This window comes from Corallococcus llansteffanensis (genome assembly GCF_003612055.1).
In the GTDB taxonomy this organism is placed as follows: Bacteria; Myxococcota; Myxococcia; order Myxococcales; family Myxococcaceae; genus Corallococcus; species Corallococcus llansteffanensis.
On record NZ_RAWB01000529.1, the window covers coordinates 1 to 6,934 of the forward strand.

General features: G+C 68.2%; 7 protein-coding genes. 1 reads left to right on the forward strand and 6 read right to left on the reverse strand.

Features of this window, described 5'->3' with window-relative positions; genetic code table 11:
• Positions 1 to 762: 762 nt before the first annotated feature.
• Both D7V93_RS34105 and def read right to left on the reverse strand, forming a co-directional pair.
• Positions 763 to 1,458, reverse strand: coding sequence for a sterol desaturase family protein (locus D7V93_RS34105; protein ID WP_120647354.1), 696 nt, complete (start codon positions 1,456 to 1,458; stop codon positions 763 to 765).
• A 48-nt stretch (positions 1,459 to 1,506) separates the two neighbouring features.
• The gene (def, locus tag D7V93_RS34110; RefSeq protein ID WP_120647355.1) at positions 1,507 to 2,058 is read right to left on the reverse strand and encodes a peptide deformylase; all 552 of its coding nucleotides are present in this window, start codon (positions 2,056 to 2,058) and stop codon (positions 1,507 to 1,509) included.
• Between def and D7V93_RS34115 the strand changes: the two genes are divergently transcribed.
• Positions 2,057 to 2,650, forward strand: a complete 594-nt coding sequence (locus D7V93_RS34115; protein ID WP_244237676.1) for a nuclear transport factor 2 family protein — start codon at positions 2,057 to 2,059, stop codon at positions 2,648 to 2,650. The two genes, def and D7V93_RS34115, sit on opposite strands and share 2 nt — an antisense overlap.
• 1 nt (position 2,651) lies before the next feature.
• Here D7V93_RS34115 and D7V93_RS34120 read toward each other — a convergent pair whose 3' ends face one another.
• The 4 genes from D7V93_RS34120 to D7V93_RS34135 all read right to left on the reverse strand — a co-directional run bounded on the left by D7V93_RS34120 (position 2,652) and on the right by D7V93_RS34135 (position 6,546).
• Positions 2,652 to 4,100 carry a hypothetical protein gene (locus D7V93_RS34120; RefSeq protein ID WP_120647357.1) on the reverse strand — a complete coding sequence of 483 codons (1,449 nt, stop codon included), beginning with the start codon at positions 4,098 to 4,100 and terminating at the stop codon, positions 2,652 to 2,654.
• 103 nt (positions 4,101 to 4,203) lie between these two features.
• Positions 4,204 to 4,737: a hypothetical protein gene (locus D7V93_RS34125; RefSeq protein WP_120647358.1), complete on the reverse strand. Its 534-nt coding sequence runs from the start codon at positions 4,735 to 4,737 to the stop codon at positions 4,204 to 4,206.
• A gap of 39 nt (positions 4,738 to 4,776) precedes the next feature.
• Positions 4,777 to 5,394, reverse strand: coding sequence for a DUF2378 family protein (locus tag D7V93_RS34130; protein ID WP_120647359.1), 618 nt, complete (start codon positions 5,392 to 5,394; stop codon positions 4,777 to 4,779).
• A gap of 42 nt (positions 5,395 to 5,436) precedes the next feature.
• Entirely contained in the window at positions 5,437 to 6,546 is a 1,110-nt protein-coding gene (locus D7V93_RS34135; RefSeq protein ID WP_120647360.1) for a 3-oxoacyl-ACP synthase III family protein, read from the reverse strand.
• Between the last annotated feature and the right edge of the window lie 388 nt (positions 6,547 to 6,934).

Genomic DNA, 6,934 nt, shown 5'->3' on the forward strand with positions numbered 1-6,934 from the left:
CTTCTTCGATTTCTTCGGCGCCGTCCAGTGACTTCCGCCGTTTCTTTCGAAGGGGAGCGGCTTCTACTTCTTCGCCGCCTTCCCTGTCAACCGCTCGTTTTCAGCTTTCCTCACCGCTTCCCGTCCGTTTGTTGCCTGCCGGACTTTTTCGGTGGGGCGCGGCTTCTATCTTTCCGCCGCGCTCGCTGTCAACTCGCTTGTTGACTGCCCTATTTTCTTTTCGGTGCTGCACCTCTCCTAGAAGTACCTTCCGCGCCAGCGCGCGGGCTTCCGGGTGAGGGGCGCGGCTTCTACCACCGCGCACTTCAGAGTCAACCCTTTCGGTTTGCCTCTCTGCTGCTCTCGGCGTCCGCGTTGGCTGCCCGCTTTCGTCGAGGGAGGCGGCTTCTACCACCGCCGCTTCCGCGATCAACATTTTTAGTGTCGACCGTTTGCTGCTTTCCGCTCTCGCGACCGACTCTCTTCCGTCGGATCCGTTTGGGCGGGGCGCGGCTTCTATCTCTTCGCCGCGTTCAGGGTCAACAACCTTCGTCGACCCTTTTCTTCCCTCCCCGTGCAGCACTCCGGAGCCCTGGGGCACCGGTCCGTTGCGCGGGGGTCCAGTCTCTAACGCGTCGATTCGGAGACGTCAAACCCTGATTGATCCGGGCCTGATCATTCCTTCCGGAACGCCGAGGATATGAGCACGGTGTTCCTGGGTGAGAACCCCCGGCGCACGGTTTCCCGCTCCCGCGCCAGTTCCCTTGAAGCACTGCCTGCCCCTCATCCAGCAGGGCGTCGCTTGTCGCGCTCCTCCCTCCTCTTCGTCCCGAAGAGCGCGTCCGCCAGGGGAAAGGTGATGTTGAAGTTATGGCGGCCCATGAACCTCGGGTCGTGGTGCACCTGATGGTGCCTCCTCAGGAACCTCACGCCAGGCAGCCTGGCGCTCCAATGGTCTCTCGGCAGGTGCGTGCTGAAGTGCACCCACTCGTACGCGAGGTAGTAGCCCAGGGCAGTGGCCAGGAAGAGCCAGCCTGCGTTGGCGGAGACCAGGAGGAAGCAGAGGGCGGCCAGCGGGGTGGCGACAGCTCCCAGGAAGAAGAGGAGCAGCACCGGCGGGAAGAGCACCATCTTGAAGTCCCGGCTGGACTCATAGGCCATTGCTTCGTGGGTGAAGAACCGGTGGTGCTGCGCGGTGTGGCGCTGGAAGAGGAGGCGCAGCCCTCTGCTCGGGTGGTGCATGGGGCCGCGGTGGCCGAGGAACTCGACCCCGTTCGCGAGCACGACCATGCAGGGGACTCCCAGCAGCTCCCACGCACGGACCGCTTCCACCCTTCCCAGCGCCAGGGCGATGCCCCCCAGACAGACGAGGCTGGTGAAGGCGAAGTGGGCCCAACCCCGGTAGCCCGGGCCGATGGCCTGGGCCCGGTACTCCTCCCGGAAGGTCTGGACCTGCCGGGGCACGGCGCTCGGTTCCATGCGCTCGAGCGTAGCGTGCCCCGTGGGTCCGCCGCCTTCCGCGTCCCGCTAGGAGCGCTTCGAGCCCTTGGCATCCCGGCTTGAGGCCGGGGCTTCTTCCTTCCGACGGGCCAGGGACTTCTGCAGCTTACGCATGCGCTCCAGGATGAGGCCGCGCTTGAGGCTGGAGAGGTGGTCCACGAAGACGTGGCCGTCCAGGTGGTCGATCTCATGCTGGAGGACGTGCGCGAGCCGGCCCTCCGCCTCCAGCTCGTGCCACTCGCCCTTCTTGTCCTGGTAGCGGACCTTCACGCGCTCGACGCGGGGGCACTTCTCCCACACGTCCGGGACCGACAGGCAGCCCTCCTCCAGCTTCGTGTCCCCCTGCTTCGACAGCAGCTGCGGGTTCACGATTTCGAACGAGGTGCCGTCCTCCCTCCCGACGATGGCCACCCGGAGGGGCTCGCCGACCTGGTTGGCCGCGATGCCGATGCCCTTGGCTTCCGCCATGGCCTCCGCCATCTCCTCGAGGAGCTTTTCGAGCGCCGGGCCGAAGTCGGTCACGGGCTGGGTGGACGTGGTGAGAACCTTGTGGGGCCAGATGACGATGTCGCGAGCCATGCGCCCGCATCTTGCCACGCGCTGCCCCATTGCTCAGCACTTCCCTCGCACCGACGGTCTGACGGGCCACACCGCGCGCGAAGCATGGCCGGTCTGCTACACCCCGGCCATGCACCCGCACTCCCAGCTCATCACCGACTTCTATTCGGCCTTCCAACGGCGCGACGCGGACGGCATGGCCGCCTGCTACCACCCGGACGTGGAGTTCAACGACGCGGTCTTCCAGGGCCTGCGTTACGCGGGCGCTACCTCCATGTGGCGCATGCTGCTGGAGCGCGGGAAGGACCTGGAGCTCACCTTCAGCGACGTCCAGGCCGATGACCGCACCGGCCGCGCCCACTGGGACGCGCGCTACACGTTCAGCCAGACGGGCCGGAAGGTCCTCAACCGCATCGACGCGACGTTCGAGTTCGCCGACGGGAAGATCGTCCGGCACACCGACCACTTCCCGTTCTGGACATGGTCCCGGCAGGCGCTGGGGCCCGTGGGGTTCGCTCTCGGGTGGACGCCGCTCCTGCACAACAAGGTGCGCGCCCAGGGCGCCGCGGGCCTGCGCAAGTACATGCGCGAGCGCGGCATCCAGGGCGAATGAGTCACCCGCCCACGTCGAGCTGCTTCAGCGTCACCGGACCCTGGGGCCCACCCTGACGCGCCAGGGTGGCCTCGCAGCGCACTTCACCCATCCAGTCCGTGTAGCGCAGCACCGCCGTGCCGTCGGCGTGCAGCCACAGCGTCCCGTGACCGTGATTGCCCCGGTCCTGGCGCAAGCCCGTCCATTCGGGGAAGCGCGGCCGGGATTCGAAGAAGCGGACCGGCGCCAGTGCGTGCTCCGGGGCGTCCTTCCGCTCGTAGGGGAAGCCTCCGTGGCCCAGGCTGGCCCCCAGGAAGGGCAAGCCGGGGGCCCGGTCGTAGAGTGCCCCACCCCGGGCTCCTGCCCAGCACCACAGGTCCACCCATTCGCGCTCCAGGACGAGTGACTTCAGGTCCTCCGAGACGAGGGGAGACAGGTGCCGCGGGTCCGGTCCGTAGGGGGCGGCGTGGCTCAGCAGGATGTTCATCGCGCCCCTCCTGCGCCCCTCCGACAGCCGCTGCTCCAGCCATTGGAGCAGCGCGGGCTCCCGGTGACGGCCGGACTCGAACCAGGCGGTGTCCAGGCCGATGAGCTGGAAGCGCTCCGCGGCGAGGCAGAAGTAGCTGCCCTCCTGCGGGTGGCGACGGCCCGCGCCCCGTCGCTCGTCCAGGTAGCGCAGGTACGCGCCCGCGCCCGAGCGCATCTCCGGCGCCGCGTTCAACGTCAGCAGCGTCGTCGTCGCGAGCAGCGGCTCCAGGGGCTCCGCCACGTGCGCGTCGAATTCTCCCTGCCGGCCTGCGTAGAAGACGCCTCCCAGATGCACCGCGCAGTCCAGGCGCTCGCCCCGCATCACGAGCTGGCGGGCAAGGTACTTCGAGGCGTACTCGCCCGTGCCGAAGTCCCCGAAGAGCGCCACCTCCACCGGCTGCCCCGGGGCCGGCTCCCGCAGCGGATAGAGAAAGCGGCTCTTCGCCGCGAAGTGCCAGCGGAACGGGGCCTGCCGCGCCGCCGCGCCCTGCTCCAGCCAGAGGGGGCCGCTGAACAGCAGCCACCCGCGCAGGTCCGACTGGGGCTCGAAGCGCGTGCGGGTGGGGTCGATGGGAATCTCATCCGTCATCAACGGGAACGTGAAGTCCGCGGGCAGCCCTCCCGTGCCCCTTCGCGCGTGGCGCTCGGTGGCGTCGAGGCACTCCTGCAGCTGGCCGGGGTCCGTGAACAGCAGCTCGAGTTCGCGCAGCACCTCCACGAACGCGCCCACCGTCACCCTCGCGCCCAGCCCGGTCTCCGTCCAGCGCAGCACGTCCTCCGGCTCTCGCAGGAAGGCGGCCCGGAGGGCCTCCAGCTCCTCGGGGCCGAGGACCGGCAGGTCCGTGTCGGACGGCGCTGGCGCTTCCTCGGACGGCGCGGGCCTGACGCTCGCGGGCGGACGGTAGCCGAGCGATTCGTAGAGCTGCTTCCACCTGCCTTCCATGTGTCCCCCTCGTGACGGCTTCGGATGCCCGGGCCTCGCGGCCTCCCCAGGGACGTATCTTCCCAGGCAACCCCGACATGCCTTGTCCGTCCGGAAGCGCGCTTCAGGGGCTGGCGGTGCCCTCCCTCCGGAAGGTGTAGAGCGTGTAGTAGGAGCCCGTGGCGAAGCCGGGCAGCTTGAGCGGGTTGAACACACTCAGGTTCGACAGCACCCCGCCCACGAACCCCGGGGGCACGTCCACCAGCTTCAGCGCGCCGCCCGCGAGCACCACGCCCGCCTGGGGCTGGTCGTTGCTCACCAGCGTGCACTCACCCGACGCCGTGAAGGCTCCCACCGGCAGGAGGAAGCGCGCGTAGAAGGGCACCCGCGTGCCCGGGGCGAACGTCCGGTCCGTCAGCCGGAAGCAGGCCGTCGCCGTCCCCACCTGCTCGTAGCCGTCCGCCACGGACCGGCCGTCCACCACCCGGTGGATGGGCACGTACAGGCCCGCCCCCAGCTTCACCGTGGGCTCGAATGGCGCCGCCGCGCACACCGCAGCATCCGGGGGCGACGCGGCGTCCTCCTGCGAACGGAACGCATACACCCACTCGTTGCCTGACTGCAGTCGCGCCGCGGTCCCTGCCTGCTCCTGCGACATGTTGCCTCCCCGTGCTGGAGTGGAGACCGCGTGCGTCGGTTACTGCCAGGACAGCGCGTACTCGGTGTCCACCGTTCCGGTCTGCTTGCCGTGCACCTGCACGCCCCGAGCGCCCAGCGCCTCGATGACCGCTTGAAGCACGCCCTCGTGGTACGCCGGGGGCATGAAGTCGCGCTTCATCAGGAGCTTGCCCGAGCGGTCGCCCGTCCACTCCACGCTTCGCTCGCCGTAGCTCACCGCCGCGCGGTAACCCGTGGGCAGGTTCGTCACCAGCCGCTTCGGGCTGTCTCCCGCGAGCAGCAGCAGCGTCTTGCCCGCCGCCGACGACAGGAAGTCCGTCGTCGCCTGCGTGCCCATCTTGCGCAGCATCGCGTCGAAGCCGCCCACCTGCGGTCCCATCAGCTGCGCCCCCGTGAAGGACAGCTTCAGGAAGCCCGACACCGGGTAGTTGAAGAAGTCGACGAACTTCTTCTCCTGCACCGAAGCCAGACACCGCTCCACCGCCGTGTCACCGCCCAGGATGCGCACCGCGTTCAGCGCTCCGTTGAAGAACATGCCTCGGGCCGTGTCGTCGGGGGTCGTCAGGGCGAGACGTTTCTCCAGGTCCTGGGCCCGTGCCGCATCCAGGCCTACCGCGTCCTTGCGCTGTTCACTCATAGAGGGGGGAATCTCCGGGGGGGAGGAGATGATACCCGCGCGCTAGAGGCGCACGAGCTGAGCGCCATAATGAACGTTGGCGCCGACCGCCGCCACCACCACCAGATCTCCACTCCCGAGTGCGACGCGACCCGCCTCCAGGTCCTCGGCCAGGAGGATTAACATGCCGGCCGCCGAGGTGTTGCCAATGCGGTCCACGTTGCAGGCCACGGCCTCCTTCGGCAGGCCGGCCCGGTTCACGAACGAGTCCATCACGCGCTTGTTCGGCTGGTGGAAGTAGTAGCGCTTCACCTGCTCGCGCAGTGCCGGGGTGGTGACCGCGTCCAGGCACTTCTGCATGTACTCCGGGTAGCTGCGCGCCACCTTGAAGCCATCCACCACGAAGGCCATGTCCGACGGCCGCGTGCGCCCCGGCTGATACGGCAGCTTCAGCATGCCGCCGCCACGGCGTGTCACCAGCTCCGCGTACGCGTTGCCGGAGAAGGAGGAGAGGATGCCCGGGCCGTCCTCCTCACCGGGCTGCGAGCGCAGCACCACCGCGCCGGCGCCGTCCCCGAAGACATACATGGACAGGTAGGCGTTGAGCGCCTTGGGCCGGCCCGGCGTGGGCGGCAGTTCGTCCGTGTAGACCTCGCGGTTGACCAGGGGCGAGGTGAACGCCGAGGCCACCACCGCCACCGTGCGGAAGCGGCCGCCCTGCATCATCTTGCGCACCAGGTCCAACACGTACGGCGTGCCGCCACAGCCGTCGTCCACCACCAGCGCGAACGCGTCCTCGCGCAGCCCCAGCCGCTCGTGCAGCGCCATGGCGTCGTGGTTGAAGTGCGGCGCGTCCGGCGTGCACGTCACCACGAAGAGCGCGTCCAGATCCTTCGCCTCCACCCCGCTCCGCGACAGGGCCTGGCGCAGCGACACCTCGCACATGTCCGTGTTCGTCGCCGGGTAGAAGCGCCCCGCCACGTCGTCCGGCGGCGGAATCGCGCGGCCCGTCTCGTCGTCGAAGTCCCACAGGAACCGACGCTCGCGGATGCCGATCTTCTCCTCGATGCGCTCGGCGGACCAGCCGGGGATGGCTCGAGCGATGCGCTCGTTGCTGATGGTCCGCGCTGGAACAAAAGCCCCCGCTCCCACCACACAAACCCGTTCGGTCATTGCTCGTGGCCTCGTGGTCACACTGCCTTGCGGTCGGGAGGAACTCCCGGGCAGGGTTGATTCCACAGCACGTTTCAGGCCAGTTGCTAAACCCCTGGAAAGACGGTCTTCCCACCTGAATCCGCGTCGCTAGTGAAGCACACGGCGAGTGGAAAGAGGTCCTAAAGCCTTGGAAGTCAGTAAGATGGAAGACGCTTCAAGAGTGAAGCATTCAACGTGGAATGAACCACACGCGACGTGAGCTTCACTCTGAGTCCGCCAGAAAGACACTGGCGGTGTCTGCCATTGAGCCCGCGAGGTCAACGGGTTGCTGGCTGGCAGGGGCCCTGCCCTCCTTGTACGGAGGGCAGGAAACATCGGATTTCAGCGCGACGCTCTAGAAGGGGAT

Bases quoted from the DNA above. Each gene is read 5' to 3' on its own strand.
- D7V93_RS34105 (WP_120647354.1), bottom strand. From the start codon at position 1,458: ATGGAACCGAGCGCCGTGCCCCGGCAGGTCCAGACCTTCCGGGAGGAG.
- D7V93_RS34115 (WP_244237676.1), top strand. From the start codon at position 2,057: ATGCGCCCGCATCTTGCCACGCGCTGCCCCATTGCTCAGCACTTCCCT.
- def (WP_120647355.1), bottom strand. From the start codon at position 2,058: ATGGCTCGCGACATCGTCATCTGGCCCCACAAGGTTCTCACCACGTCC.
- D7V93_RS34120 (WP_120647357.1), bottom strand. From the start codon at position 4,100: ATGGAAGGCAGGTGGAAGCAGCTCTACGAATCGCTCGGCTACCGTCCG.
- D7V93_RS34125 (WP_120647358.1), bottom strand. From the start codon at position 4,737: ATGTCGCAGGAGCAGGCAGGGACCGCGGCGCGACTGCAGTCAGGCAAC.
- D7V93_RS34130 (WP_120647359.1), bottom strand. From the start codon at position 5,394: ATGAGTGAACAGCGCAAGGACGCGGTAGGCCTGGATGCGGCACGGGCC.
- D7V93_RS34135 (WP_120647360.1), bottom strand. From the start codon at position 6,546: ATGACCGAACGGGTTTGTGTGGTGGGAGCGGGGGCTTTTGTTCCAGCG.